Source organism: Thermostichus sp. OS-CIW-30, from assembly GCF_054060215.1.
Genome location: NZ_JBSSCZ010000017.1, coordinates 35,759 through 61,351, shown reverse-complemented (window position 1 = coordinate 61,351; position 25,593 = coordinate 35,759). Strand labels below are relative to the sequence as shown.

Sequence of the window (25,593 nt, the reverse complement as noted above, 5' to 3'; positions counted from 1 at the left end):
CCAACCCAGGCCATACCCCAAGCGGCACCGAAAGCAAGGCTGCTGCAGGTACGGAGATCCGTAACCGGTCTGCCCTTCAGCCCCGAGAAATGGGCGGCATTCTCGCCCTGGCCTCGCCAACCAGCTGGTTAGGATCGACCCAGGAAGTGACCAAGCATCTGCCGGATTTTCACAGATTGGCTGCCCAAGCTACTTCACACAGGCTGGCGGCGGTAACCGAAGCAATGTACTCAAGAAGAGGAGAATAAGGAGCCGATGGGAAAAGTTGTAGGAATTGACCTGGGCACAACCAACTCGGTTGTCGCCGTAATGGAGGGGGGTGTCCCCACCGTCATCGCCAATGCTGAGGGTACTCGCACCACACCCTCGGTGGTCGCCTTCACCAAAGATGGAGAGCGCCTGGTGGGCCAAATGGCCCGCCGCCAAGCGGTGCTCAACCCCGAAAACACGTTCTACTCCGTTAAGCGGTTCATCGGTCGCAAGTACGATGAGCTGAATGCCGACTCCAAGCGGGTCTCCTACCAGGTGCGGCGGGACGAGCGGGGCAATGTCAAACTGTACGCCCCCCGCCTGAACAAGGAATTTGCGCCGGAAGAGATTTCGGCCATGGTGCTGCGCAAGCTAGCGGATGATGCCAGCCGCTACCTGGGCCAGCCGGTCACCCAAGCGGTGATCACGGTTCCTGCTTACTTTAATGACTCGCAGCGGCAGGCCACCAAAGATGCGGGCCGCATTGCCGGTTTGGAAGTGCTGCGCATCATCAACGAGCCGACAGCAGCCTCTTTGGCCTACGGCTTGGACAAGCGCAACAACGAGACCATCCTCGTCTTCGACCTGGGCGGCGGCACCTTCGACGTGTCCATCCTGGAAGTGGGGGATGGCGTTTTCGAGGTGAAATCCACCAGCGGCGACACGCAGTTGGGGGGCGACGACTTCGACAAGAAGATCGTCGATTGGATGGCCGAGCAGTTCAAGCAAATGGAAGGGATCGACCTGCGGCAAGACCGGCAGGCGCTGCAACGGCTAACGGAAGCCGCGGAAAAAGCCAAGATCGAGCTGTCCAGCGTTTCCGAAACCACCATCAACCTGCCCTTCATCACTGCCACTGCCGATGGGCCCAAACACCTGGAGCTGAAGCTCTCCCGCGCCCAGTTTGAGCACCTCTGTGCCGACCTGCTGGAGCGCTGCAAGGGGCCGGTGGAGCAAGCCCTGCGGGATGCCAAGCTCACCAAGGCCGACATCAACGAAGTGGTGCTGGTGGGGGGATCTACCCGCATTCCGGCGGTGCAGCGGCTGGTGAGGGAGCTGCTGGGAAAAGAACCCAACCAGAGCGTCAACCCCGATGAGGTGGTGGCCGTTGGGGCAGCCATTCAGGCTGGCGTACTGGCGGGCGAAGTCAAAGACGTGCTGTTGCTGGATGTCACCCCCTTGTCCTTGGGGGTGGAAACCCTGGGCGGCGTGGCCACCAAGCTGATCCCGCGCAACACCACCATCCCCACCCGCAAGTCGGAGATCTTCTCCACTGCCGAAGATGGGCAGACCTCTGTGGAAATCCACGTGGTGCAAGGGGAGCGGGAGCTGGCCCGCGACAACAAATCTCTGGGCCGCTTCAAGCTGGACGGGATCCCGCCGGCCCCCCGCGGTGTGCCGCAGATCGAGGTCACCTTCGACATCGACGCCAACGGCATCCTCAAGGTGACGGCCAAAGACAAAGGCAGCGGCAAAGAGCAGAGCATCTCCATCACCGGCGCCTCTACTTTGGATAGCAAAGAGGTGGAGCGCATGATTGCTGAGGCAGAAAAATACGCTGCCGAAGACCGGGCCCGCCGGGAGAAAATTGAGCGCCGCAACAAGGCCGACTCGCTGGCCTACCAAGCCGAGCGGCAGTTGAAGGAGTTGGGCGACAAGATCTCCTCCAGCAAACGCAGCCAAATCGAGACTCTGGTGCGAGAACTGCGGGAGGCCATCCAGCGGGAGGACGACAGCGCCATCCAGAGCAAAGAGCGGGAGCTGCAAGAGGCTCTCTACGCCATGAGCAGCGAGCTGTATCAACAGCCGGGGGCCTCCTCTGGCCCCACTCCCGGCTCAGGGAAAACCTCCGGCGGCAGCGATGATGTGATCGATGCCGACTTCACCGAGAGCAAGTGACTGCTCAGGGATCCCTCCGTGGGCCGCGGGCCCAGGGCGGATCCCGCCCTTACTTGTAGCGCCGATAATGAGGAGGGACGGGATGGGCGATGGCGTCTAGCCCGCCTCCTCATTTTCTTCAGTAGGTCGGAGGGAAGGAGCCCTTGCCGGGGACGCCTAGCCTCGTGGTTTTCTGCCCACTCTCAGCGATTTGCCTGCGGACGCCTCCATGCAAAACTTTAAGGACTACTACAAGATTTTGGGGGTCAGCAAAACGGCCACTGCCGATGAGGTGAAACAAGCCTATCGGCGCCTAGCCCGCAAGTATCACCCAGATGTCAACCCCAACGACAAAGCGGCTGAAGAGAAATTCAAAGACATTAACGAAGCCTACGAAGTTCTCTCGGATCCCAGCAAGCGCAGGCAATACGACCAATTTGGCCAATACTATCAGCAGGGCGGGTTTCGCTCCAGCCGCGATGCCTACACCTACAGCAGCAGCCCCTTCAGCCAAGACTTTGGGGGGAGCGGATTTGGGGGGAGTGGCGTCGATTTCAGCCAATTTGATGATTTTCAAGACTTCATCGATCAACTGCTGGGCCGGGTGCGCAGCCAAACCGCAGACCGCAGCAGCGGATTTTCGGGATCCACTGGCAACACCAGTTACGATGCTGAGGCCACCATCCAGATCAGCATTCCAGAAGCTTTTGAGGGGGGCAAGCGTCGCCTGCGGGTGGGCGGGGATCGCGTGCTCGAGGTAAACATCCCGCCGGGAATTACGCCAGGGAAGCGGATTCGCCTGCGCGGCCAAGGCCACCCCAACCCCAACGGCGGTGCCGGTGATCTGTACCTTAAAATTGAGCTGAAAGACCACCCCTTCTATCGCCTAGAGGGATTCGACGTTTACTGCGATCTGCCCATCAGCCCCAGCGAAGCGGTTTTGGGCGCCCAGGTGGAAGTGCCCACCTTGGATGGGGTGGTGAAGCTGCGGATCCCACCTGGCATGCAGCCGGGGCGAAAGTTGCGGCTGGCGGAAAGGGGATTTCCCAAAGGCAACGGAGAACGGGGGGATTTTTACGTGGTGGTGCAGATCCATTTGCCCACCCAGATCTCCGAAGAAGAGCGAGAACTTTACGAAAAGCTGCAGCGGGTTCAATCCTACGATCCCCGCGCCACCCTTAAGCTCTAGCATTGATATTCTCCGATATTCTCCCACGGCCAAAGCCTCAAGATTCTTGACAAGCGCTCCGCGCCGCCTGAAAGCAGGAAGCCGCCCTTCTAGCTTGCTTCCAGTAGCGGTAGGGCGGGGCTGGAGGCCCAGCCTTGGGGTCAAGATGGGGTCCTGCTGGAATCTGGTTGCGTCGGCGGGACGGGAGCTGCATTTGCTTCCAGAGGTTCCTGACGAGAGCATCCCTGGCTCCATTGCAGTTGCCGCAGGATCCCGCGCAACAAGGCCACCTCGGCTACGGTCAGGCCGGCTCGCTGGAACAGGGCGCGAAACTTGAGCATTTTGCGGCGGGCTGTGTGGGGGTGCAGGTAGCCAATTTGCAGCAACAGCGCTTCTAAGTGGTCGAAAAATCCCTCCAGCAGCTCGAAGGGGGCAAGCCTTTGCGGTGAGGGCATAGGAGGAGCAGGGGAAGGGCTCTGGCAGACGAGGGTGTACAGCTCATAGCAACAAATGGCCACGGCTTGGGCCAAGTTTAAAGAGGGATAGGTCGCATCGGTGGGGATCTGGATCTGGCGATGGCAAAGGGCCAGCTCCTCGTTGCTCAAGCCGCGATCTTCGGGGCCAAACACGAGGGCGGCAGGGCCGGCGGCCAGCAGAGCGGGAAAGGCTTGGCGGGGGGACTGAATTTGCCATTCGGGTGGGTAGGTTTGGCTGCGCCCCGTTGTCCCGAAAACCTGCACACACCCTTGCAGGGCTTCGGGCAAAGTTTGCACCTTCCGGGCTTGATGGAGCAGGTCTGCCCCATGCACGGCTGTGGTGATCGCTTCTATATCGAGGGGATCGCATTGGGGATCCACCAGCACCCACTGCCTGAAGCCCATGTTTTTCATCACGCGGGCAATGGCGCCGAGGTTGCGCGGCCCAGCCGGCTGCACCAATACAAGCCGTACCTGCGCCAGTTGTTCAGGGCCAGAGTGGGGTAATATCGGCATCAGGTTGGGATCCCCCAGAGTGCCTAGAGTAGAGAAGAGGAGCTTGATTCTGTCATAGATTGCATCCATGGGATCCGCATACCGTTGTTGGCTGAGCTTGATTTGTCTGGTGTTGGTGGGATGCTGCTGGGGATCCCCGGCGCTGGCTGCCCCTTCATCGCTGGCAGGGCCGGCTCAGGTATCGCCCCAGCTCGTTCGCGATAGCGACTCAGAGCGGTTTTCTCTGGCCGAGGCGCGGCAGCGGCTGGAAGCCATTGCCGAGGTCATGCGCTCGATTCGCCTGTGCAACCGGCCCAACTGCCGCTACCGAGATATCGCTGTGGACGTGTGGCCTGTGGACATATCCATCCCCAATGGTGGTGCCGAGCCGTTCTACGAGGGCAGCATCGACGCCATGATCGACCGTCCTTCCGGCAGCTTGGATAAAGCCCACTACCGGCTGCAGTTTCGCCAGGGGCGCTGGCAGTTGCTGGGGGGCGAAGAGATGTCCGATGTCTCTTCCTTTTTCTTTGAGGGAGATACCTACGAGGTGTTCAGCGCCTATGGCACCCGCAGCCACAAAGCCAAGTTGGCAGATGCCAGCAGCAACCTGCGCGTGGGCTATCGGGAGCTGTATTACCGCGTTTTCGACCAGGGCCAAGAGCGTTTGCACTAGCGCTGCGGAGCACGATGAGAGGCCGGCAACACACCTTAGCCAGCTCTATTGCCCTAGAAGGCGTTGGCCTGCACACCGGCCTGCCAATTGGCTGCAGTCTGCATCCAGCTCCTGCCGGCAGCGGTCGGGTGTTTGTGCGGGTGGATCAACCGGGATCCCCTGAGATCCCGGCTCGGTTGGGATCCCTGGCCCCTGCCCATCTCTGCACCCTGTTGCAGCAGGGATCCCCCTCTGTTCAAGTGCAGACGGTGGAACACCTGCTGGCCGCCCTTTACATCCTGGGCATTGACAACTGCCGCATCGAGGTGGAGGGGCCGGAGCTGCCGATTCTGGATGGCTCTGCCCTGCCCTTTGTAGAGGCCATTGCCCAGGCCGGGATCCAGGCCCAAGATCAGCCAGCCCTGCTGGGGGTGATCCAAGAACCGGTCACTGTCTGGGCGGGGGAAGCCTTTGTCAGCGCCCTCCCCCATCCTACAGCCCGCTTTACCTATGGCATCGATTTTGCCGATTGCCCGATTGGAGAACAGTGGCTGAGCTGGAGGGAGAACAGGCCGGATTTTGTCCAGTCCATTGCGCCGGCCCGCACCTTCGCCCGCCAGCAGGATGTGGAGCTGGCCCGGGAACGGGGGCTAATCCAGGGGGGCAGCCTGGAAAATGCCATTGTCTGTAGCCAAACCGAGTGGTTGGGGCCATTGCGCTACCCAGATGAGCCGGTGCGCCATAAGCTGATAGATTTACTAGGAGATCTCAGCCTCCTGGGCTGCCGACTGCAGGGGCACATTGTGGCCTACAAGGCGGGCCATGCCCTGCACCACCGTTTGGCCGAGCAGTTGCTCAAGAGTGGATCCCTGCTGATCCATGAAGAGTGAGGGGGAGCAAGGGATCCGGTTGCGCAGCAACAACCCTGCCATCCTCAGTTGCGAGAGCGGTGCGGAGCACTTGTCTTCAAGGGGATCCCCAGGGTGGGATCCGCTTCATTCCCCTCCTTTCCGCAGCTCCCTGGGTGCTCTTTTGGCTGAGTTCTGGCCTGCCGTCCTCCCCGTCCGGGATTTGGTTTTGTCCTCTGCCTCTGTGGGTTCACCATGTCCTCTGATGTCTCTCCTCCTCCCCTTCTCTCGGCTGAGGCAGCCGCTCAATTGGCAACCGCTCCCCCCGTCTTCACAACGGAGCAGATTTTGGAGATCTTGCCCCATCGCTATCCTTTCTTGCTGGTGGATCGGGTTGTGGAGTATCAACCGGGGCAACGGGCGGTGGGCCTGAAAAACGTCACCTTCAACGAGCCTTTTTTTCAAGGGCATTTCCCCAACCGACCCATCATGCCCGGCGTCCTAATCGTCGAGGCCATGGCCCAGATAGGGGGGATCGTGTTGACCAAGTTGCCGGACGTGGCCGGGCGTTTGGCCCTGTTTGCCGGGATCGATGGCGTTCGCTTTCGCCGCCCGGTACTGCCGGGGGATCAACTGCTGCTCTCCGCCGATTTGCTCACCATTCGCCAGAGGCGCATTGGCAAGATGTTCTGCCGCGCTCAGGTGGGAGGGCAACTGGTAACCGAGGGGGAGCTGATGTTCTCCCTGGTGGATTGATGGGCCAACAGCGGCCATCCAGGAGGCGCTCCGGTGTGGGTGTTCTCGCAATTGAGATAAAGTGTTGGGATAGAAAGATGGCTCAGGGGCTGCTTGCGCCTTTCTGTCGGGATACGGTAAACATGTTGTCGCGACAGTGGGGCGTAGCTCTAAGGCTCATCTCCCCTGGAGTCAAGTCTTGGTGATCCTTCGCGGGGTTGGGAGCGTAACCACAGTTGCTGGCTAGGTCGGAAATGAGTTCGTTCGCTTCAGCGGGATCCACTCCCAACATCTCTGCAAGTGCGCCGCACCGCTCACGGGAGCGGATTCATCCCACTGCGGTGATCCATCCGAAAGCTGAGCTGCACGAAACGGTGCAGGTTGGCCCCTATGCGGTGATCGGCGAGCATGTTCGCATTGCTGCCCATACGGTGGTGGGGGCCCATGTGGTGATCGATGGCTGGACGGAAATCGGCGAGGGCAACCACATTTTTCCGGGAGCAGTTGTGGGCACCGAGCCTCAGGATCTGAAGTACAGCGGCGCCCCCTCTCAAGTGGTAATCGGCAGAGGCAATCGCATCCGCGAGTTCGTCACCATCAACCGGGCTACCAATGAAGGGGAAGCCACCCTGATTGGAGATTACAACCTGCTGATGGCCTACACCCATGTCGCCCACAACTGCGTCATCGAAAATCAGGTGGTGATTACCAATGCTGTTTCCTTGGCCGGCCATATCCACATCGAGTCTCAAGCCCGCATTGGCGGCATGGTCGGGATCCACCAGTTCACCCGCATCGGGCGCTTGGCCATGGTGGGGGCAATGAGCCGGGTTGACCGCGACGTTCCCCCCTACATGTTGGTGGAAGGACATCCGGCTCGCATCCGCGGTCTGAACTTGGTGGGGCTGCGGCGAGCCCAAGGGATGGAGGGATCCCTGCCCTTGCTGCGGCAGGTCTACCGATTTTTGTACCGCTCAGGGTTGCCTTTGGAAAAAGCGCTGCAAACACTGCGCAGCAGCCTGTGTGTCGTTTGTAACAGCGGTGCGGAGGGAGAGCGCCATGTCCTTTCCCTACAGGGGAAAGAGTGGGTGGACGAGACGGGATCCCTGCAACATCTGCTGCAATTTTTGGAAGACTCCCTCTCCCAGCCCCAACGACGTGGCCCTCTGCCGGCCCTGCGCGGGAGGGGGGAAGATCCGCCGGTGCAGAGCACTTCAGAGCTGGATGACTAAAGATTGGGGTCGGGAGCGTAGCTCTGGTGAGCCACCTGTTCATCTGCACGGGCGAGGTCTCAGGGGATCTGCAGGCCGGCCATCTGATTGAAGAATTGCTGCGCCAGCGCCCTCAACTGCGCATCACAGCGGTCGGGGGAGAGCGCATGGCTGCTGCCGGGGCCCGTTTATTGCACCGCACTACCGAGATCAGCTCCGTTGGCATTTTAGAGGCTCTTCCCTTTATCGGCCCCGCCCTCTGGACGGAATGGAAGATTCGCCGCTTTTTGGCCCAAGACCCGCCAGATGTGGCTGTGCTGGTGGACTACATCGGCGTCAACAGCCGCATTGCCCGTCTGCTGCAACGGCGGCAGATCCCTGCTGTCTATTACATTGCCCCCCAAGAGTGGGTGTGGTCGCAGGACGCCCGCCTCACCTACCAACTGGCCCAGCAGATGCGGCTGATGTTGGCAATTTTCCCTGAGGAAGCCCGCTACTACGCGGCGGCAGGAGCCCATGTCCAGTATGTGGGCCATCCCCTGTTGGATATTTTGGCCGCTGTGCCCAGCCGTGCTGCCGCCAGAGCCCAGTTGGGGATCCCTGCCGAAGCCACGGTGGTGGTGGTGGTGCCGGCTTCGCGTCGGCAAGAGCTGCGCTCGGTTCTGCCTGTCTTGCTCAAGGCGGCTCAGTTGTTGCAAGCTCACCTGCCTCAGGCACAGTTTTGGGTGCCCCTGGCCTCGCCCCGTTTTGCTGCCCCGATTGCGCGGGCTGCCCGCCGCCTTGGGCTCAACCTCACCCTTTTGGATCCCCAAGCTCTGCCCTTCTTCTCCCCCCACAAAGCTCATCACCTCGCCTTGGCAGCGGCTGATTTGGTGTTGGCCAAGTCGGGCACGGTGAACTTGGAGACGGCCATCTTGGGGATCCCCCAGGTGGTGATCTATCGCCTCAACCCCCTCACCTTCTGGATCGCCCGCCATTGGCTGAGGGTGTCGGTGCCCTTCATGTCTCCGCCCAACCTGGTGCAGATGCGCCCCATTGTCCCGGAGTTGCTGCAGGAGCAGGCCCAGCCAGAGAAGATTGCCCAACTGGCGCTGGAGTTGCTAACTCGGCCCGAACGCAAAGCCCAACTGCAAGCCGACTACGCCGCGATGCGGGCAGCCCTGGGAGAACCCGGCGTTCTGGCTCGCGCTGCCAAGGCCATCCTAGAGGTGTTGGATGGCGCAGCCGGCCCCCAGCGGCATCCCTTTTGCCGCTAGCTCCGGTGACCCAGGGCCCGGGGCACCGCCCGTCCTCCCGCCAGGGCTGCCGTTGAATCTTCCTCTTCCAGATACTCAGCATCTTGGTTGACGCGCCACCCATCGTAGCGCCGTTCCCCCGCCACAATGTTGCGAGCGGCCAAAAGGCCCGTCATCATGGCGTGATCCTGGTTATTGTAGCGGTGCATGCCGTTGCGGCCTGCCACCTGCAAATTGGGCAGTGCTTCTTCCAAAAAGGTTCGAATGGTCTGGATGTGAGCTTGATAGCCGTGATTGTAAACTGGGTAGGCTTTTGGGGCGCGAATGACTGTGCCGCCCAAAACCTTTGCCCTCCCCAGCAGGCCCAACCGCTGCAATTCCAGCGTTGCCAAGGCCATCAAATCCCCATCGGTTTGTCCCCAAAAGGGATCCGTCGCTGAGCAAAAATACTCCAAACCCAAGCAGGTGACCGAGGGATCCGGAACCATGTCCGCGCTCCAATTCTTGAAGTTTTGGATACGCCCCACCCGCACCGAGGGATCGTGAATATAGATCCAGTGATCTGGAAATAGGTTGGGCTCATCCACCAGCAAAGCCACCGTCAAAAAATCCCGATACCGCAGTTGTTCGGCGGCCTCTCGCACCGGCTCCGGTGCTGCAGGTACCAAAGCCCGCACCAGAGAGCGCAGCGGCATGGTGGAAATGAACTGCTCGCCGGTCACCCAAAAGGTCTCTCCCCCTTGAGAACAGGCTTGTACAGCTTGAACTCCGGCCCGGTTCCAGTGGATTGCCGTAACCTTGCGATCCAGTTGTACCGGCTGCCCGGCTTCTGCCAGCAAGGTTTGAACGCGCTCCCACATCTGGCCTGGCCCTAGGCGAGGATAGCGAAAGCGATCGATCAGGGTTTTGATCACCCCCTCTCGGTTGGGGAAAAAGGTTTTACGGATCAAAGAAGCCATCGACAGACCCTTGATCCGCTGGGCTGCCCAGTCGGCGCTGATCTCGTGACAAGGGATCCCCCACACTTTCTCGGTGTAGGTCTTAAAAAAAGTGCGATACAGCCGTTCCCCAAATTGGTTAATGACCCAATCTTCAAAAGATACAGGATTGGGCCTGGGAAAGAGGCGCGCCTTTAGGTAACTGAGCAGACAGAGGGTGGTAAACCCTGGCCCCAGTTTGGCAAAAACATCCGTAGGTCGAATTGGATAATCAAAGAAAACACCTCGGTAAAAAATGTGGGAAAGCCGACGGCAAACCTGCATTTCCGAGCCCAAAATCTCCGTCCACAGAGCCTCAATTTCCGCCGACTTGGAGAAAAAGCGGTGTCCACCGATATCAAAGCGATAGCCTTGGTAGGTTACAGTGCGGGATAGCCCCCCTACCTGCACCGGATCCGCTTCCAAAACCGTTACCGGGTAGCCCTGCTTGTTCAGCTCGTAGGCGGCACTCAATCCAGCTGGCCCCGCCCCGATCACCACTGTGGACTGCACTCTGGATAGCTGCCTTGAGGTACCATCTGGTAGTATAGCAAAGGGATTGCAGTTTGACGGCGTTGGCTGTCTTTTGTGGTGTGTTCTGATTCACCCAGTTCAACGCCTGCACAAAGGCATCTATTGTCGCATCCAATTTTGCAGCTTGCGACTGGGACACCTTGAGTTTGCAAGCTATAGTCAGGACTTGGGTCATGCGCCGATTGTACTTCATCAAGGAAGGCCGCATTCCTTCCGGCACTGACCCTGGATAGTGGTGAGTGGGTAGTGACTAGCCACTAGTCACTAGCCACTAATAGAGTGCGGGGCTCCTGCGGGTTCTAGCTGAAAACAGCACGTCCCGGTTGGCTGGCCACCAATCAGGATCTGATCTTGGCCCTGGCCGATCACCTCTCCATCGCCATTCGGCAGGCGGAATTGCTCCAACAGGTTCAGGAGCTGAACCGCACCCTGGAAGAAAAGGTACAGGCCCGCACCGCCCAACTGGATCGCCAGATACAGGAATTGCAGCGGCTGGATCGCCTGAAAAATGACTTCCTTAGCACGGTGTCCCACGAGCTGCGCACCCCTCTTTCCAACATGAAAATGGCCATCCGCCTGCTCAGCTCCGTCCTGCTGCCTGCCCAGGGCGCTCCCAGATCCCCGGATCCGGCCAAAATCTCTCAGTACTTGAAGGTGTTGGACAACGAATGTGAGCGGGAGATCAGACTGGTCGAGGATCTGCTGGAACTGCAGCAGTTAGAGGTGCTCAAGGGACTCCGTCCCGCTAACGCGAACGGTTCACAGCGGCCCTGCTGGTTGGAGCTGCAAGAGTGGTTGCCCCAGATCGCGGAGCCCTTTGCTCAGGAGGCCCATAGCCGCCATCAGCGCTTCAGCCTTGGGATCCCTCCAGGACTGCCTGCCATTTTTACCCTGCCGGGAGTGCTAAAGTCGGTGCTGGCGGAATTGCTGAAAAATGCATGTAAATTCACCCCTGCTGGGCACCTGATCAGCCTTCAGGCCACCTGCCATTCCGACCACCTGGACATCCAAGTCCTCAACACCGGCGTAACCATTCCCCTGGAAGAGCAAAAGCGGGTATTTGAGAAGTTCTATCGGGTGCCCAGCGCGGATCCCTGGCGGCAAGGGGGGACAGGGTTGGGGTTGGCCCTTGTGCGGCAGCGGGTAAGCCTGTTGCAAGGAAGCATTCACCTCAACAGCGAGGCCAACCACACCTGCTTTACCTTGCGGCTGCCTCGGGTTCTCCCTGTCTTTGGCCAAGGCAAGCCAGCTCAGCCTAGGGTGTAGGCGTCGGGGTGGCCGGCTTTGGAGAGTTGGAAGCTTCCCCTTCCTGCAAAACTTCTTGCAAGCGGGCCCGAACCCGCTGGTTGAGAACAGGATTTTCGTTCGCCAAGGTCATCAATTCGCGGTATTGAAGCACTGTCAGCCCTTGCTCCTCGACAATGCGGCTGGCTTGGGTTTCTGTGCGCTGCATAATTTGCTCGTACTCTTCCTCGTTCTGGGTTTCCCGCAGTTGGGCGCTCGCTTCCCGAATCAGGGGATCCAACTCCAACAAAATCCGCACCAACTGTTCCACCTGGGCATCGGTGACTTGCTCTGGGGTTAGAGTCGGAGATGCCAGAGGGCTAGGAGTTGCTGTGGCCGGAGCCTCCCCCGAAGTTGGAGAAGCAGTTGCAGCAGGGCCAGGCGACGGGGTTGCTCCCTGTGCCCAAGCCGGCAGGGATCCCAAGCTGAGTCCCAGACCCATCAGCAACGCGAATTTCATCATGCCCAAAACTCCCCAAACCCAGACAAGATAGACCTAAGCCCTTGAGGTGCAGCCAAACCTGAAGCCAGACTAGCAAGATGCCTGAATTCCGTCTAATCGGTTCAACGCAGTCCTGGCAGCCCATCAAGCTCATTCCAGCTTGCCGGCACCTGAGGCGGGATCCATCCAATCCCTACGGTACCAGAACTCCTCACTCCAGGGCTCCCAGGATGAACTCGCGAAAGGGCTGTGTGGACATGCTGGGGATCTGCAGTGGATCTCTTGTAGAAACAAGAAGTTGGTTGTACAGTCTTACATGCGCTGTTCAACGGTAGCCCGGCACCGGAGTGCCCCTTTCTCTCCTCGGTTGAGCAGCTCCAGACTTGCAGCATTGGCAATTGACTTAGCACTTCAGCCCAAAGGGGGTTGTCTTGAAGCTGAGCTTAGGTATATGTTCTGTTGAGTATCGTTTTTGTTAATGTTAGGCTAGGGGCCAGATTTGATGCGGATCTCCCACATCGGCATCTGACTTTCTTCGCAGGTGTCAGAGCCCGTGGATCCCCTATCAATATCAGCAGTTAACCTAGCAAACGCCCAATCGCCAGCTCTCTTTGCAGGCGATTGTTGGAGGATTTTTTGTTCGGAGAAAGGTTCCCGATTAGATTTTTTTGGGCGCGTCCATAAGTAACCCTTCAAGGGCTTTGAGGGCGACTGCTGTCTTTATTGCCTTTGTAAAAGATGATAACAAAAATGGGTAAAAGTTATTGCTTTTCTTAAGCAGCGCTGATATATTCTTTGCGGTTGCGGTTGTTCGGTCATCCTTCTACAGGAGGCTTACATTGGTTAGGAGAAGAAAGCGTAAGAGCCGCCGTCGTCTGGAAGGGCGCAAGATTTTAGATCACATTCCTCAATTTAATTTGGACAGTGGTGAGGAGAAGTCTGTAACCGCTGCTCGAAAATATATTCAGGAGAAGTCTATTCAGCCCCCCGCACTTATTTTGGTGCGACGAAATGAACATACAGTTGATCGGTTTTTCTGGGCGGAGAAGGGGTTGTTCGGCGCGCAATATGTCGAGGAGAACCACTTCCTTTTTCCCAGCCTGCGAGCTTTGTTAGCAGAGGTTGCGGCTGAAAAGCCAGAGAAAAAATCCTCGAAGACCCTTGCAACTGCCGCTCGCTAGCTTCTGGCCAGCTTTTCCTACAGCAGGAGCCCAGGAAACAGCCCCCCTACCCTGGGGGGTTTGTTGCAGCCGCTCTCAGAAAATCAAGAAAATCAAAAGAACTGACCCTATTTAGGGGATCCCTTTCACTCAATGGGTTGAGCTTCTGATACCTCACTCCCCATGCTGGATCTGCTGGCGGCAGCGAGGGAGCCACGCGCTACCCTACAAGGGATCCCGTCGGGAGATGCCGGATGAGCCGACTGCCTCAGACCACTGCCCACATCCAAATTACCCGCCGCTCTTGGCAAGAGGGTGCCATTGAGGGGGAAGTCAACGCCAATGGTTGGGCTTGGCGCTTTTGCTGGCGCTTTCGGGCCGGAGAGCTCAGAGTGGAGCCTTCTGTGGGGCGGGCTTTGATTTGCGAGCCCTTGAGCCGTTTTCTGGAAAAATCCGACTATCTGCTGGAACCGGGCAGCAACTACTCGTTTGTGATTCGCAGCAGCTTGTGAACTCTCAATCTGAGCAGATCTGAGCAGAGCTTTTGCCCAGCACCAAAGACCGGGGCTGAGCAATGGAAGGCACCTGCTACGGTGACCCAGAAACCAGGTCTCAAGCCCCGTGGGCGAAGAGTGCCTCCCCTCTCACTCCTGTCGCGCCCAAGCTGTTCGCACTTGAAAGAATCCTCGCCCTCTAGGCAGGGGGGTAGTCAATAAAGCTGCAGCAGCCTTTGGTCTTCGGCGGGGGAGGAGGCACATCCAGAGCTGGGTTGCACTCAAAGAAGCCCAGGGGCTTGAGCATAAAGCCGATGTAGCTAGCCGGCATCACTGGCCAGTCCTCGGTGCGGGGGAAGTGATTGCAGCCAAAGCTATACCAGAGCACCAGGCGGGTGTTTTCCAGGGATCGGTTCGCTTGCGTCCATTGCACCAGCCCTTCGCCACCGGGGTGTTGGTTGGGGTAGTCCCCTGCTGGGAACTTCTCGCCGGGATGGTAGGGCGTGGCCCAGAGGTGGTGGGCCAGGTATCCTGCCCGTCGGTACAGCCAAGAGTCGGGGTGGGCCAAAAGCTGGACATTGTCCCCCGGCATCAGTTTGTAGGCCACCGGCTGTCCCAGGCGGTTGTGGCGATTGGGGTTGACAATCTTCCAATAGCGGCCCCGCAAGGGATCCACCGTTTGCTTAGCCTCCTGCTCGGTTTTGAGCAGGGTGGAGCGGGCGCGAAAGGCGTTGCCGTGAGGGTTATCCGGCCCCAGAGGCAGAGGTTCTGCATGCACTTCATAGAGGGAGTTGCACGGCCCATCCACCGCCATATCGAGGCGGACAGTGAAAAAGTGCTGGTGGTTGAGGCCAGACAATTGGGGTGCCACCAAGACGCCAAACTCCGGCTCTTCCCCCGGCAACGTGGCGCAAGTGTTGATGATGCCGGTGAGCTTGGCTTCAAACTCCAGCGTGCCGTCTTGGTAGAAATACCAGAAAAAGCCGTAGTCGTAGTTGCCAATGGTGGTGAAAAAGGAAAGCACCAACCGCCGCGAGCGCCGCACCTGCGCCCGTTCCGTGCGCCAGTCGGTGTGCTTCCAGAGCACCCCAAAGTCCTCCTCGTGCATACAGACGGCATTTTTCAAAAGCATGGGCTCACCGCTGTTAGTGGGCAGCCAGGCATCGAAGTAGTAGATTTCCCCCAGACAGTCGCAGCCCAGCTGCAGGGAATTGGCCTGCATGCCAATGCCGTATTCCCCCACATCAAAGGCATTTTTGCGACAGTGGGGATCCCGCGGATCCCCGTAGGGCACCACCATCTCGGCTACCGAGGCGCGGTAGAGAATGGGGCGAAGGCGGCCTTGATCCTCGTAGCTCACCTGGTGGAGGACGAGCCCCTCTCGCGGGTTAAAGCTGATGCGCAGATCCCACTTCTGCCAGCGGATGTGGTGGCCGTCCACCTGGAAGCTCACCCCTTGGGGCTGAGTGATTTCTAGCGGCTTCAAGTCTTGGCGAAAATCTTTGAAAAACAGCTCGTCGAAGTTGCCGGACTCCGGCGGCAAGGGCCACAGACCCCGATCCTCCACCTTGACAACTTGCATGCGGTTGAGGTCAATCCAGGGGTAGAGCCCCTCGATGGGGCGGGCATAGCCGTTGTCGCAAGGGGAAGTACGTAGGAAACAAAAGCCTCGCACCAGCCGCCGCCCTTCTTCTTCCGGGATCCCGAAGTAGCCCACCGTCCAGTAGTCCACCATCACCAAATCCACATCGGCAATCCCCCGCCGCTGCAGAGCCGCCAAAAATTGGGGATCCTCCTTGAGCAGGCGGTCGCAGGCGTACACCTCATCGTCGAGCAGAGGGGGCTGCACGCCCGGAACGAGCTGCCAAGAGCGCACCTGCTGTGTTGACAGAGAGACCACGGCTTCGTAGGTGTTGCCACTGGCCGGATCCAACAGCACCACGAAAGCCTGCCGATCCCACGGCTGCCCCGGCTGCCACGCTTCCATCCAAGGCCGCTCCGGCTCTTGTAGCTGGATGGTTACAAAGCGCCCCTGAGAACTGAGGGGCCGTTGCCGGCGCAGGATCTGCACCACTTGCCGCATCTCCTCGGCGCTAAGGGGATCCAAGGGGTGGCCTTGGGGCAATGAAGCCTGGCCAAGCAAAGCAGATTCACTCGACTGGCTATGTCGATCCAAACTGGGAGAAACTTTACAAACCACAGCAATAACCTTGAATTCTTCGGTTGGAAAATGATTGAGCTGAGTAGGAGAAAATGGAGAGAAGTCTGTTGGGAACGGCCAAACGGATCCCTTCGCTCGCCATGCCGCGGGCCAGCCCATCAACCCAACTCAGAGAATCCAGAAAACCTAACAGCAGGCTAAACAGACTATCCTGTTGCCATCGCCAACATCGGGCAACTTTGCAAGAGATACCCGGGGAAAGGAAAACTTAAGCCAAAGCCCAAGGAAGTGAAGACAACCTCGGCCCTGCTAATTGTCCAGATCTAGCAATCTTCTGTTTCCCCGTCCGCTAACCAAATGAAGAGGGCAACGGCACCTTGAGAAGCCGCGCCAGGGCGAACAGGAAGCCGTCAACCCATCGGGAAAATCTGAATACAGGTCTTACTACAGATAAACCCAAACTCGAGAGCAGGAGAAGTTTTCTGTGATTAAACGTCAGGCTTAACGTTGCACAGGAAAGCATAAAAAAGAGAAAACGCTTCACGCAGGCTAAGGGCAGGATCACACCGAGAAAGCTCAACGCAACGTCAACTCTCGCAAGAGCGCAAAGACATCTCGAAGCCTGCCCTGACCCTACCTGCCAGGGGGATCCCACCACTTGGGATCCGAAATGCAACCGACCATCACTATAGCAGAGGCACCCCCCTTTCCCACAAGCCCGGCCCAAAGCCTCCCGGTCGCATCAGCAGGGTGTGACCCTAGGCCTTCTCCCCGTGAAGTTGAAGTCCAGCTCAAGTTGAAGGTTTGGTGTCGGAGAACACATATCTAAGAGTTACCCTGGAGCCATGCTTAAGGTTAAGAATTTCTAACAGTTCGAATAGTAGGATCTCCCAGGTTCTCTGAAAATTGTCCACAATGAGGCAGGGCTCATAGAATCTGGTGAGGGAGATGGCTTCAACTCGATACCGCCTGGTGCCGGTGCGGCCAGGAGACGGCAGCTTTTATCCAGAGCATCTCTATTTGGCCTTAGAAGCCACCCAACTGGGCTATTGGCAACTGGATCTGCGCACCTGGGAGTTGAGTGCTTCTCCCCAGTGCAAGGCCAAATACGGGCTGGATCCCGGCCAAGATTTCACCCTGGAAGTGTTTTTGCAGCACGTTCACCCGGAAGATCGCCAAAGGGTGAAAGAAGCTTTGCAGACGGCTGGGCCCAGGGCGGTAGAGGGGGATCCCAACTTTTCGGTGGAATATCGGGTTTACCAGGCCGACGGCCAGATGCGCTGGCAGCTTTCCCAGGGGATTGTGCTCTTGGGGCCGAAAGGGGATCCCGGCCAGGTTGTCGGGGTGACCCTGGATATCAGCGAGCGCAAGCAATTAGAGATCACCTTGGCCGAGCGAGAGCGCCACTATCGCCAGCTCCTGGAAGCCCTGCCCGACATGCTGCTTCGTCTGGATCGCCAGGGCCGATGTCTGGAGTTCAAGCCGCCCAGCTATTTTTCTGTCCCCCATCCCCCTGCCTACTACCTGGGCAAAACTCCTGAAGAGCTGTTTCCTGAGGTCGCCTGCGCCGGTGCGGCAGAGCCCACAGCCCAAGCCATTCGCGAGCATCTGGAGCTGGCCTTGGCAACCCGGCAAGCTCAAGAGATCGAGTACCCCTGCCCAGAGGGATCCCCTCAGCCCCAATATCAGCAGGCTCGCATCGCCCCCTATGGGGAAGATCAAGTCCTGATGATCATTAGAAACATCACCCCTCGTAAGCAAGCCGAGCTGAAGCTGCAGCGGCAATTGCAGCGAGAAAGGCTGTTCAGCCAGCTCATTCAGGCCATCAACGCCTCGCTCGACTTGCCCACCCTGTTTGATGTGGCAGTCCGGGAAGTGAGGGCAGTGTTACAGGCAGCACGGGTTACCCTTTACCAGTACCTGCCGGCTGAGGCTGTATGGTTAGGTGTTGCCAGCTACGTCCAATCGCCTGATCTGCCCACTGCCCTTCACCTGCACATCCCGGATAGTCCAGACATTGTGGCCATCCAATACTTGAAGCAGCTGCAAGTTTTTCATGCGCCGGATCCCGAGCAAGTTTTGGATCCCTTTGCTATCCATGAAAAGCGAGAATACCACCTGGGCCCTTGGTTGGTGATCCCAGTGGCTTGCCAGGGAAAAGTGTGGGGTGCCCTGGCCCTGCGGCGCCTGATCTCAGATCCGGATTGGCAAACCGACGAGATCGAGCTGGCCAAGGCTATCGGGGAGCACCTGGCGGTGGCCATTCAGCAGGCAGAGCTTTATCAAAAGCTGCAGCAGGCCAATGCTGAATTGGATTACCAAGTGCGGGTGCGCAATGCAGAGCTCGAACAAGCTTACAACGACGAAGCGCTACTCCAGCTCATCACCGAAGAAATTCGCTCCACTTTGGATGAACAAAAAATCTTGGAAACGGTAGCCCGAGAACTGGCCCTGAGCTTGAACCTATCCAATTGCACCATTGCCCTTCATGACCCAGAGCGGCAGGTCAGCGTTTTGGCGGTGGACTATTTGGCCGGAGAAGGGATCCGGCGCTTCCCCCTGGAGGTTTCGTTTGCGGATTTCACCCATGTGCTTCGTCAGCTCCAGCGCGGACAGCTTTGCCACTTCAGCAATCTCCATCACCCCTGCTGGCCTAACCATGACCGCTGTACCCTGATCGTCGCCCCCATCTGTGAAAAAAGGGATCTGGCAGGGCAAGACGAGGAACTGCTTGTTTTGGGGAATATTTGTGGATCCCGTCCACCGGGGCAGATATTTACCGAGCGGGAACAACGGCTTATCCAACGGGTAGCCGGCCAATGCGCCCTTGCCATTCGCCAAGCACGTCTTTATCAGACAATTCAGCGCCAGGTGCAACAGTTGCAGGAGCTCAACCAACTCAAAGATGAGTTTCTGCACATGGTCTCCCACGAAATGCGCACACCTCTCACCAACATGAAGCTGGCCATTGGGTTTTTATCCAAAGCCAACCTAACCGAGCGGGAAAGGCGCTACTTGCAGATTTTGGAGATGGAGACCAACCGCGAGCTGGAGTTAATCAACGACCTGTTGGAATTGCAAGCCCTCGAATCCGGAAACAAAGTCCTCAGACTTACCTGTTTATCTCCCCAGGAATGGATCCCCAATCTTGCCGAGCCCTTCCGGCTGCGGGCTGCGCAGCAAGGCCAACAGTTCCAGGTGGAATGGGATCCCGACCTTTGGCCCCTCTGCACGGATGAGAGCCTCTTGTCGCGGGTGGTCAGCGAGCTTTTAAACAATGCGTGTAAGTACACCCCCACTGGGGAAAGCATCTATTTAAGTGTGAGCCAGGCTAACTCCAATGGCCGTCCCGGCTGGCTGATCACGGTGCGCAATACAGGGGTGGAAATTCCTGCAGAAGCGTTGCCCCGCCTTTTTGAAAAGTTCTATCGCCTCCCCCAGTTGGATTGCCGCAACGCCGGGGGAACGGGCTTGGGTCTATCGCTGGTTCAAAAGGCAGTGGAGCTGCTGCAGGGATCCCTGCGGGTGGAAAGCCACTCCCGGCAGGTGGTTGTTCAGGTGTGGTGCCCCCACCAGGGCAGCTTGTCGGAAACCCCAAGCAAGGCTTAGAGGGCAAGGCCAGCGCCTTGCGCAGGACTCGAACCTGCAACCATCGACTTAGAAGGTCGGTGCTCTATCCATTGAGCTAGCAAGGCCGAAGAAAAGGGTGCAGAGCCATTATATCCCCGACCCAGTTCCCAATCCCCAACCCTGCCCACCTGCCTCTGGCTTGGATTTCCGCAGTGTTGCTTGGGCAAATTGCGCGGTTTGCCTTAGGGAGCCAGGGCGGGATCCCTTCACCATGGGAATGTTGGTTTTCGCTCAGGATATGAACGTCAAAGAGATCGTCTGCCAAGCTCTTGGAACGGGACGTCTGGGCGTCTCTCAGGAAACTTGACTGTACGGATAAGGAAGACTTGCAGACGGCAGATGCTTTGAGCAGATGCTTTGATCAGTGCCTTTTTGGATGGCGCTGTGCAGCGGGAGAGCCACAACTGGGCTCCCTGTGCATCGATCCCTTAAAATGGGCGAGCCGAAAGCAGAAAAGTACTCGTTTGAGTTCGAGGATCCCATGCAACCGAGCTATTGCGTCGGAGATAAGTCCAAAATGGGTGTTGAGGTGTCGAAAATTGGGATCCCCATGCCCTTGCTCCCTGATCCTGGCTCAGTTGGGCGAAAGAAAGCTTCTTCCGGCACTCAAGCTCTGTCTCCGGCAGCCAAGCGTCTGCTGCGCCTCTATCACGGTGGTAGCTTCATCTTTCTGGGCCTGTTGTGGCTGGTGGTCGGGATCCCCAGTCTCTGGGCTTTGCGAGCGGATATAGCCCGCCTGTGGGATTACTTTACTTGGACGGGCCTGCGATATGCCTTGTTTCACCGCCCAGGATGGCCGACTTTGGGGTTGTTGCTCTGTGTCAGCTTCACGATGGGGATCCTGATCGCCCAAAGCCGCTATGAGCTGTTCGGCCTGTATCCGGTGGAGCGTCTCATGCTGGAGCAGCAATCCCGCTGGATCCTGTCCTTGCCGGTGTGGCATCCGCTGCGGCGCTGGTTGGTGCGCAGGTTGGATACTCAAGATTAGGTTTTGGCTGCCACTTGGGATCCCTGCCGGCACCGAGGCAAAATCTCGTTTGCGTGCGGCTGAAATCCCGCACAAGCACCACTTCCGAAGCAGCAGGAGAATTCAACCATGCTCAACCAAAGCCTCAGCCTGGGATTTTTCCGAGGAAGCCACAGATAGCTTCACAATCCGGGCCAGCCGAGCCTTACGACGAGCGGCTGTGTTTTTGTGCAGGACGCCGGTTTTGGCAGCTTTATCAATGCGGCTGAAAGCAGCACTCATCGCCGCCTGGATTTCCTGCAGAGTTTCTTGCTGTGGGTTGGCGGCATAGGCAGTTGAGAGGGAGATCACTTTCTTCATCAGAGCGCGCACCATGGCTTTGGTGGCTTTATTGCGCAGCCGATTACGCTCTGCGATCTGAACGCGCTTGATGGCAGATTTGATGCGTGGCATGGTTGAAGGGGAAGTTCCAGCGAAGATCCAGCATACCATCAGAGCTGGAAGCTCCACCAGTTCCTATTGTTCTCCGATGGGATCCCCATGTTCCAAGATTGCAGCTCGCAGATCCGCTTTAACCCACCTGCCCTTTTCTACGGGGTTGCCGCTTGCGATTTGGATCGGGATGGGGCCTTTGAGCTGTTTGTGTGCGGGTTCCGCGGCTCCAATCGAGTCTTGAAGTGGGATGGGCAAACCTTGGTGGATCAAGCAGACGACACCCTGGCCGATGCAGGGCGCATGGCAATTGGGGTGGCTGCCGCCGACTTTGACGGGGACGGGCAGGAAGAACTTTATGTCTTGAACACCGATACCTTCGGCGGGCGCAAGCGCTTTGGGGATCGCCTCTTCGACTGGCAGGGATCCGCCTGGGTGGACCTGTTCTCCCTGCCGCAAAACCAAGATGCCCTCAACTTGACGGCAGGTCGCTCTGTAGCCTGTGTGGATCGTCTTGGCCAGGGGAGCTATGGATTTTTCGTAGCCAACTACGGCGGCCCTATGCGCCTCTACGAGTTGGGCCCTAACCAAATGATCGCCGATGTGGCGCCAGAAGCGAGACTCAATCGGGTGACGGGCGGGCGGGGGTTGGTGGCCTTGCCCTTGGTCTCGCAGCGGATGGACATTTTTGCCGTCAATGAGCAGGGGCCCAACTTTCTGTTTCGCAACCGGGGGGATGGCACCTTTGAAGAGATTGCCGCTGAGGTGGGCCTGGCGGATCCGGACGAGCACGGACGTGGCGTGGCGGCGGTGGATCTGGATGGGGATGGACGGCTGGATTTGCTCTATGGCAACTGGGAAGGCCCCCATCGCCTCTGGATCCAGACCCCCGACGGTTTTTTTAAGGATGTAGCCCCCCCGGAGTTGGCTAGGCCCTCCCGCATTCGCACAGTCATCGCTGCCGACTTCGACAACGACGGCTACCCAGAGCTGTTTTTCAACAACATCGGCGAGCCCAACCGTCTGTTTGCTTGGCGCTCAGGCCGTTGGCAAGCCATTGACATTGGAGATGCTGCCGAGCCCCAGGGATTGGGGACAGGAGCAGCAGTGGCCGATGTGGATGGGGATGGTCGTCTGGAATTGTTGATTGCCCATGGGGAGTCTGGCGCCCAGCCTCTCAGCTTCTATCGCCCTCAGGCCAATGCCAACAACTGGCTGAGGGTTCTGCCCCTCACCCGCCAGGGAGCCCCGGCCCGCGGCGCGTTGGTAAGGCTGCTCACCTCCACCCGTACCCAGATCCAGGCCATCGACGCCGGCAGCGGCTACCTCTGTCAGATGGAGCCGGTGGCCCACTTTGGCCTGGGATCCGAAACAGGGGTCAAGGAAATCCAGATCCAGTGGCCAGATGGGAAACAGTTGCAGGTGGCCCACCCACCGGTCAACCAGCTTTTGCGGATCCCTTATCCCCGCTAGCCGCCAATCTGAGACATGGTGCGCCGGTAGGATCCCTGGCTGCCGGTGTCCCGCCCTTTGAAGTTGATATCCGGCTTGATGTCCAGCAATTCCCGCACCTGCTGCCTTAGCCTTTCGGCAGGGATCCCAGCTCGCAGCGGATCCCGCAGGTTGATTTGGCCGGATTCGTTGAGCAGGCAAGGGCGCAGCCAACCGTCGCTGGATAGCCGCATGCGGTTGCATCGATCACAAAAGCACTCCGACATCTGGCTGATAAAGCCCAAGGTGCCTTTTGCCCCCGGGATTCGAAACACATCCGCCGGCCCATTGCCGGCCACAAACCCAGGTTCCAGGCCAAAGCGAGCGCGAATTCGCTGTCGCAGCACCTCAGACTCCACCCAGCCGGCCTGCTGAAAGAGGGCGGCATTGCCAATGGGCATAAACTCGATGAAGCGCACATGCCATTGTCGCTCCAGAGTAAGGGCAGCCAGATCTTCCACTTCCGATTCGTTGAGCCCAGGGATCACCACCACATTCAACTTGAGGGGATCAAACCCCACTTGGTGGGCAACTTGGATCCCGGCCCAGACCTGCCGCCAGCGATCCCGCCCCGTGATCAGTCGAAAGGTCTCGGGGTTGAGGGAATCAAAGCTGATGTTGATGCGGCGCAACCCCGCTTCATAGAGGAGTTGAGCTTTTTGGCTGAGGTTGAAGCCGTTGGTGGTAAGGGCCACATCTCTCACCCCAGGCAGGCTGCATAGAGCCCGGATGAGGTGCTCCAGCCCCGGCCTGAGCAGGGGTTCGCCGCCGGTGAGGCGAAAGCAATCGATCCCCAACGGCAAAAACACCTCTCGAACCAACGTGAGGATTTCCTCATCCGTTAAACGCTCTGGGGCTTGCAGCCACGTCAACTCCGCCTCGTCAGGCATGCAGTACTGGCAGCGGAAATTGCAGCGATCGATCAAGCTGATGCGCAGATAGTTAACGGTCGGCATGGCAAGCTAGGCCCAAAAAAGATGTGGCACCCCCTCCCCCAAGGTGCCGAGCAACGCCGGGGACCCTTTCCGTTGCCTCTGGAAAACCTCCCAGCGTCTCCATCCGCGAAGGCAGCGGGAACTGTCTCCAGGCTTTCAACTTGCGGTGGCCACACCTCCAGTTTGCAGGATACTACGAAGATTGAGGTGCAAATCTCTACTCGGCAGAGCCAGGGATCCCTGCCCATTCGGGTTGAACAGGCCGCTGCCAGCGTTCCCACCAGGCCAGCACAGACTCAGGTGGGTGGCTGTCGTGGCTGCCGTTGGCATTGGCGGGGAGGGGGGGAGAGGGAGGTGGGGCCGGCGGTGTCAGCCAACTGACAGGCGCGGGGATCAGACAACTGGGGTGGAGAGGGCGCAGATCGCGGTAGTGGCTGCTGCGAATGGCCAGGATCTCCTGCTGAATGATGTCTGGGGGTTCTCCCAACTCCAGCAACACATGGCTGCACAGACCCAAGCTGGCCTCGAATTCGGGATGGACGACTTCTCTGGCCCCCAACTGATAGAGCTGTTCGATGTCTTCCTTGTCGGTAGCTCGCACCACCACATCCAATCGCGGCGCCAACTCCAGAGCTCGTTTCAGGCAGAGGCGGATGCTCATGCGATCCGGCAGGGCAATGACCAGAGCGCGGGCCTGGGGCAGGCCAGCTTTCTCCAGCACCAACGGGCTGGCCGCATTTCCGTAGAGGTAAGGGATCCCACGGGAACGCAGGTGTTGGATCACCCGTTCTGACTGATCGATAACCAAGAGGGGGTGACGACGGGCTTCGAGAATGCGCACAATGTCTTGCCCCACCTGCCCATAGCCGCACACCACCACGTGCCCCTGTTGAGGAGCATCGGGGGCCAAAGCGCGGGGCCGCTCGCCCGATTCCAACCAGCGGGCCAAGAAGGGGATCCCGTGTAGCCCGGAAAACAGTCGAGGAGCGCCCCTCAGCAGAAAGGGGGTGAGCAGAAGGGTAACGGCTGTAGTGCTGACAATCAACAAATAGATCTGCCGCGACACCAACCCCAAAGCCTGCCCCTCGCTGGCCAGCACAAAGGAGAATTCGCCGATTTGCGATAGGCCCAGCCCCACCACCACCGCTGCCGGCAGAGTGTAACCAAACAGCCGCGCCAAGGGAGCCACGATGCAAAACTTGCCCACCATCACCAGCCCCACCAGCCCCAGGATCAGCAACAGATGGCCGAGGATAAAGCTGGGATCGATGAGCATGCCGATGGCCGCAAAAAAGAGAGCGGCAAACACATCTCGCAAAGGCTCCACATAGTCCAGGGTTTGGTCGGCGTATTCCACCTCCGAGATCATCAGCCCGGCAATGAAGGCCCCAATCTCGCTGGAAATGCCCAGCCGCTCCGTCAACAGGGCAATCCCCACGCAGAGGCTGATCACCCCCAGCAAAAACACCTCTTTGCTCTCCTGCTGAGCCAAAAGCCGCAAGAAGGCCGGAACGAGCCAAATGCCACTCACCACTGCCCCCAGCCCCACCAGGCCAATTTCCGCTACCGACTTGACCAGGGATCCCGCCAGCTCCGGCAAGGGACAATCCAAAGCCGGCAACACCGCCAACATCAGCCCCACCGCCAAATCTTGCACAATCAGGATCCCCAGCATGGCCTGGGCTTGGGGAGTGCCCATTTGGTTGGTCTCAGTGAGACTTTTCAGCACCACCGCCGTGGAAGACAAGGAGAGCACGGCCCCCAAAAAGATCCCTTGCACCGGCGTCAACCAGCCGCTGACCACCGCCAGCACCGCCGTGATCAAAATCGTCAGGCCAATTTGCAAAATGCCTCCGCCAACGGCGATCCCCCGCACTTTGCGCAATTCTTTCAGGGAAAACTCCACCCCCAAGGTGAACAGCAAAAAGGTCACCCCAAACTGGGCCAAGGTTTCCACCTGAACCAACTCTTTGATCCACCCCAACCCGGTTGGCCCCACCAAGATCCCGGCCAGTAAGTAGCCGAGCAACACCGGCTGCCTCAGCAGCGAAGCCAAGAATCCACCTGCTGCCGCTGCCGCCAATACCGTCACAATGTCCAAAATCAGACGAAAGTCTTCCTGCACAGGGCACCCAC

General features: G+C 58.6%; 20 protein-coding genes, 1 tRNA gene and 1 pseudogene. 13 read left to right on the top strand and 9 right to left on the bottom strand.

Annotated features, from left to right (window positions below; translation table 11 throughout):
- Positions 1-255 precede the first annotated feature (255 nt).
- Positions 256-2,148, top strand: a complete 1,893-nt coding sequence (gene dnaK, locus ACVWZF_RS08745; protein WP_011434322.1) for a molecular chaperone DnaK — start codon at positions 256-258, stop codon at positions 2,146-2,148.
- 208 nt (positions 2,149-2,356) lie between these two features.
- Positions 2,357-3,316: a DnaJ C-terminal domain-containing protein gene (locus ACVWZF_RS08740; protein ID WP_011434323.1), complete on the top strand. Its 960-nt coding sequence runs from the start codon at positions 2,357-2,359 to the stop codon at positions 3,314-3,316.
- Positions 3,317-3,456: 140 nt separating this feature from the next.
- Here the strand turns inward: ACVWZF_RS08740 and ACVWZF_RS08735 are convergent, their stop codons facing one another.
- Positions 3,457-4,287, bottom strand: coding sequence for an RNA methyltransferase (locus ACVWZF_RS08735; RefSeq protein ID WP_011434324.1), 831 nt, complete (start codon positions 4,285-4,287; stop codon positions 3,457-3,459).
- A 67-nt stretch (positions 4,288-4,354) separates the two neighbouring features.
- Here ACVWZF_RS08735 and ACVWZF_RS08730 point away from each other — a divergent pair, with 67 nt between their 5' ends.
- The 5 genes from ACVWZF_RS08730 to lpxB all read left to right on the top strand — a co-directional run bounded on the left by ACVWZF_RS08730 (position 4,355) and on the right by lpxB (position 8,971).
- On the top strand, positions 4,355-4,942 hold the full coding sequence (locus ACVWZF_RS08730; protein WP_011434325.1) for a hypothetical protein: 588 nt from the start codon (positions 4,355-4,357) through the stop codon (positions 4,940-4,942).
- Positions 4,943-4,956: 14 nt separating this feature from the next.
- Positions 4,957-5,811, top strand: a complete 855-nt coding sequence (gene lpxC, locus ACVWZF_RS08725) for a UDP-3-O-acyl-N-acetylglucosamine deacetylase (protein ID WP_011434326.1) — start codon at positions 4,957-4,959, stop codon at positions 5,809-5,811.
- Between the two features lie 213 nt (positions 5,812-6,024).
- Positions 6,025-6,525 carry a 3-hydroxyacyl-ACP dehydratase FabZ gene (gene fabZ / locus ACVWZF_RS08720; RefSeq protein WP_011434327.1) on the top strand — a complete coding sequence of 167 codons (501 nt, stop codon included), beginning with the start codon at positions 6,025-6,027 and terminating at the stop codon, positions 6,523-6,525.
- 233 nt (positions 6,526-6,758) lie between these two features.
- Positions 6,759-7,736, top strand: a complete 978-nt coding sequence (gene lpxA / locus ACVWZF_RS08715) for an acyl-ACP--UDP-N-acetylglucosamine O-acyltransferase (protein ID WP_414382304.1) — start codon at positions 6,759-6,761, stop codon at positions 7,734-7,736.
- A 26-nt stretch (positions 7,737-7,762) separates the two neighbouring features.
- Positions 7,763-8,971 (top strand): lipid-A-disaccharide synthase, encoded by a 1,209-nt coding sequence (lpxB, locus tag ACVWZF_RS08710; protein ID WP_011434329.1) that lies wholly within the window; start codon positions 7,763-7,765, stop codon positions 8,969-8,971.
- On the opposite strand, the gene ACVWZF_RS08705 is transcribed toward lpxB, so the two are convergent.
- Together ACVWZF_RS08705 and ACVWZF_RS08700 are read right to left on the bottom strand one after the other, a co-directional pair.
- Positions 8,968-10,440: an NAD(P)/FAD-dependent oxidoreductase gene (locus tag ACVWZF_RS08705; protein ID WP_011434330.1), complete on the bottom strand. Its 1,473-nt coding sequence runs from the start codon at positions 10,438-10,440 to the stop codon at positions 8,968-8,970. The two genes, lpxB and ACVWZF_RS08705, sit on opposite strands and share 4 nt — an antisense overlap.
- Before the next feature lie 34 nt (positions 10,441-10,474).
- Positions 10,475-10,636 (bottom strand): annotated as a pseudogene (locus ACVWZF_RS08700) (RNA-guided endonuclease TnpB family protein); the annotation flags it as partial.
- A gap of 176 nt (positions 10,637-10,812) precedes the next feature.
- Here ACVWZF_RS08700 and ACVWZF_RS08695 point away from each other — a divergent pair.
- Entirely contained in the window at positions 10,813-11,727 is a 915-nt protein-coding gene (locus ACVWZF_RS08695; RefSeq protein WP_457411274.1) for a sensor histidine kinase, read from the top strand.
- Here the strand turns inward: ACVWZF_RS08695 and ACVWZF_RS08690 are convergent.
- Positions 11,717-12,208, bottom strand: coding sequence for a DUF4168 domain-containing protein (locus tag ACVWZF_RS08690; protein ID WP_011434332.1), 492 nt, complete (start codon positions 12,206-12,208; stop codon positions 11,717-11,719). The two genes, ACVWZF_RS08695 and ACVWZF_RS08690, sit on opposite strands and share 11 nt — an antisense overlap.
- An 818-nt stretch (positions 12,209-13,026) precedes the next feature.
- Between ACVWZF_RS08690 and ACVWZF_RS08685 the strand changes: the two genes are divergently transcribed.
- Together ACVWZF_RS08685 and ACVWZF_RS08680 are read left to right on the top strand one after the other, a co-directional pair.
- Positions 13,027-13,368 carry a DUF3155 domain-containing protein gene (locus tag ACVWZF_RS08685; protein WP_049749658.1) on the top strand — a complete coding sequence of 114 codons (342 nt, stop codon included), beginning with the start codon at positions 13,027-13,029 and terminating at the stop codon, positions 13,366-13,368.
- Positions 13,369-13,601: 233 nt separating this feature from the next.
- Entirely contained in the window at positions 13,602-13,859 is a 258-nt protein-coding gene (locus ACVWZF_RS08680; RefSeq protein ID WP_011434334.1) for a DUF3146 family protein, read from the top strand.
- A gap of 181 nt (positions 13,860-14,040) precedes the next feature.
- On the opposite strand, the gene ACVWZF_RS08675 is transcribed toward ACVWZF_RS08680, so the two are convergent.
- A complete protein-coding gene (locus ACVWZF_RS08675) occupies positions 14,041-16,041 on the bottom strand; it encodes a primary-amine oxidase (protein ID WP_011434335.1) in 2,001 nt (666 codons plus the stop codon).
- A gap of 909 nt (positions 16,042-16,950) precedes the next feature.
- Between ACVWZF_RS08675 and ACVWZF_RS08670 the strand changes: the two genes are divergently transcribed.
- Positions 16,951-19,611 carry a sensor histidine kinase gene (locus ACVWZF_RS08670; protein ID WP_457411273.1) on the top strand — a complete coding sequence of 887 codons (2,661 nt, stop codon included), beginning with the start codon at positions 16,951-16,953 and terminating at the stop codon, positions 19,609-19,611.
- Positions 19,612-19,624: 13 nt separating this feature from the next.
- Here ACVWZF_RS08670 and ACVWZF_RS08665 read toward each other — a convergent pair.
- Positions 19,625-19,697 (bottom strand) — tRNA-Arg (locus ACVWZF_RS08665).
- 485 nt (positions 19,698-20,182) lie between these two features.
- Between ACVWZF_RS08665 and ACVWZF_RS08660 the strand changes: the two genes are divergently transcribed.
- Positions 20,183-20,620, top strand: coding sequence for a hypothetical protein (locus ACVWZF_RS08660; RefSeq protein WP_187147245.1), 438 nt, complete (start codon positions 20,183-20,185; stop codon positions 20,618-20,620).
- Between the two features lie 102 nt (positions 20,621-20,722).
- On the opposite strand, the gene rpsT is transcribed toward ACVWZF_RS08660, so the two are convergent.
- Positions 20,723-21,052, bottom strand: a complete 330-nt coding sequence (rpsT, locus tag ACVWZF_RS08655; RefSeq protein ID WP_011434338.1) for a 30S ribosomal protein S20 — start codon at positions 21,050-21,052, stop codon at positions 20,723-20,725.
- An 87-nt stretch (positions 21,053-21,139) separates the two neighbouring features.
- On the opposite strand from rpsT, the gene ACVWZF_RS08650 reads away from it, so the two are divergent.
- A complete protein-coding gene (locus tag ACVWZF_RS08650; protein WP_011434339.1) occupies positions 21,140-22,504 on the top strand; it encodes a CRTAC1 family protein in 1,365 nt (454 codons plus the stop codon).
- On the opposite strand, the gene moaA is transcribed toward ACVWZF_RS08650, so the two are convergent.
- Positions 22,501-23,478 carry a GTP 3',8-cyclase MoaA gene (gene moaA, locus ACVWZF_RS08645; protein WP_011434340.1) on the bottom strand — a complete coding sequence of 326 codons (978 nt, stop codon included), beginning with the start codon at positions 23,476-23,478 and terminating at the stop codon, positions 22,501-22,503. The two genes, ACVWZF_RS08650 and moaA, sit on opposite strands and share 4 nt — an antisense overlap.
- A gap of 196 nt (positions 23,479-23,674) precedes the next feature.
- Positions 23,675-25,582 (bottom strand): cation:proton antiporter, encoded by a 1,908-nt coding sequence (locus tag ACVWZF_RS08640; protein ID WP_011434341.1) that lies wholly within the window; start codon positions 25,580-25,582, stop codon positions 23,675-23,677.
- Positions 25,583-25,593: the final 11 nt, after the last annotated feature.

What these genes read in the sequence shown, in the direction of transcription:
- ACVWZF_RS08650 (WP_011434339.1), top strand. Translation starts at nt 21,140, where the DNA reads ATGTTCCAAGATTGCAGCTCGCAGATCCGCTTTAACCCACCTGCCCTT.
- ACVWZF_RS08730 (WP_011434325.1), top strand. Translation starts at nt 4,355, where the DNA reads ATGGGATCCGCATACCGTTGTTGGCTGAGCTTGATTTGTCTGGTGTTG.
- fabZ (WP_011434327.1), top strand. Translation starts at nt 6,025, where the DNA reads ATGTCCTCTGATGTCTCTCCTCCTCCCCTTCTCTCGGCTGAGGCAGCC.
- ACVWZF_RS08690 (WP_011434332.1), bottom strand. Translation starts at nt 12,208, where the DNA reads ATGATGAAATTCGCGTTGCTGATGGGTCTGGGACTCAGCTTGGGATCC.
- ACVWZF_RS08680 (WP_011434334.1), top strand. Translation starts at nt 13,602, where the DNA reads ATGAGCCGACTGCCTCAGACCACTGCCCACATCCAAATTACCCGCCGC.
- ACVWZF_RS08735 (WP_011434324.1), bottom strand. Translation starts at nt 4,287, where the DNA reads ATGCCGATATTACCCCACTCTGGCCCTGAACAACTGGCGCAGGTACGG.
- ACVWZF_RS08670 (WP_457411273.1), top strand. Translation starts at nt 16,951, where the DNA reads ATGGCTTCAACTCGATACCGCCTGGTGCCGGTGCGGCCAGGAGACGGC.
- dnaK (WP_011434322.1), top strand. Translation starts at nt 256, where the DNA reads ATGGGAAAAGTTGTAGGAATTGACCTGGGCACAACCAACTCGGTTGTC.
- lpxC (WP_011434326.1), top strand. Translation starts at nt 4,957, where the DNA reads ATGAGAGGCCGGCAACACACCTTAGCCAGCTCTATTGCCCTAGAAGGC.
- ACVWZF_RS08660 (WP_187147245.1), top strand. Translation starts at nt 20,183, where the DNA reads ATGCCCTTGCTCCCTGATCCTGGCTCAGTTGGGCGAAAGAAAGCTTCT.
- ACVWZF_RS08740 (WP_011434323.1), top strand. Translation starts at nt 2,357, where the DNA reads ATGCAAAACTTTAAGGACTACTACAAGATTTTGGGGGTCAGCAAAACG.
- moaA (WP_011434340.1), bottom strand. Translation starts at nt 23,478, where the DNA reads ATGCCGACCGTTAACTATCTGCGCATCAGCTTGATCGATCGCTGCAAT.
- rpsT (WP_011434338.1), bottom strand. Translation starts at nt 21,052, where the DNA reads ATGCCACGCATCAAATCTGCCATCAAGCGCGTTCAGATCGCAGAGCGT.
- lpxA (WP_414382304.1), top strand. Translation starts at nt 6,759, where the DNA reads ATGAGTTCGTTCGCTTCAGCGGGATCCACTCCCAACATCTCTGCAAGT.